Here is a 798-nt window from a genome sequence, read left to right on the forward strand (position 1 = left end):
GGCGATTATCGGGCGCTTGCTAGAATCACAAGGTATCCGTGTCGGTATCATTGCTCAGCCAGATTGGAAGAGTAAAGATGCCTTTATGGAACTTGGCAAACCTGTCTACGCTTATGGCGTGACGGCGGGCAACATGGACAGCATGATTAACCGTTATACGGCTGATCGTAAGATCCGTAGTGATGACGCCTACTCTCCTGGCAACGTCGCGGACAAACGTCCTGACCGCGCGGCTATCGTCTATAGTCAGCGTTGCCGTGAAGCCTATCCTGATGTGCCGATTATTTTAGGCGGTATCGAAGGCAGTCTACGCCGTATCGCGCATTATGATTATTGGTCAGATAAAGTACGCCGTAGTATTTTGCTTGATGCCCGTGCTGATGTCTTATTATATGGTAATGCTGAGCGCGCCATCGTCGATGTGGTACATGGTCTATCAAAAGGCTATAGCTTTGAGCAAATGAGCAATTTGCGCGGTACAGCGTACTTGCTCACGCCGACGCGCCGTCATTGGCAAGCAGGCATGACCGAAGTTGCCAGTAATGATGTCGATACCGTTGGTCGTGTTGATCCGATTATCAACCCATATGTGATGACCGAAGATCTTGACCAATGCTCAATCGAACAAGATAAGCCTAGCGCCTCTCCTGTTAGACAATCAATGTCAGGGCAATATCCAGGATTTGTGTCTGAACCAGTGACCAATAAAATCTTGAATACTGACCAAGTCGATGAAGAGACACAAGTCGTACAAATGCGTGGCTTTACTAAACCGATGACAGCACGTAAGCATAAAAT

General features: G+C 48.0%; 1 pseudogene. It reads left to right on the forward strand.

The window, feature by feature from the left end:
- A pseudogene (locus JMW90_RS13410) lies at positions 1–798 on the forward strand (YgiQ family radical SAM protein); the annotation flags it as partial.

The organism is Psychrobacter glacincola, assembly GCF_904846215.1.
Lineage (GTDB): Bacteria > Pseudomonadota > Gammaproteobacteria > Pseudomonadales > Moraxellaceae > Psychrobacter > Psychrobacter glacincola.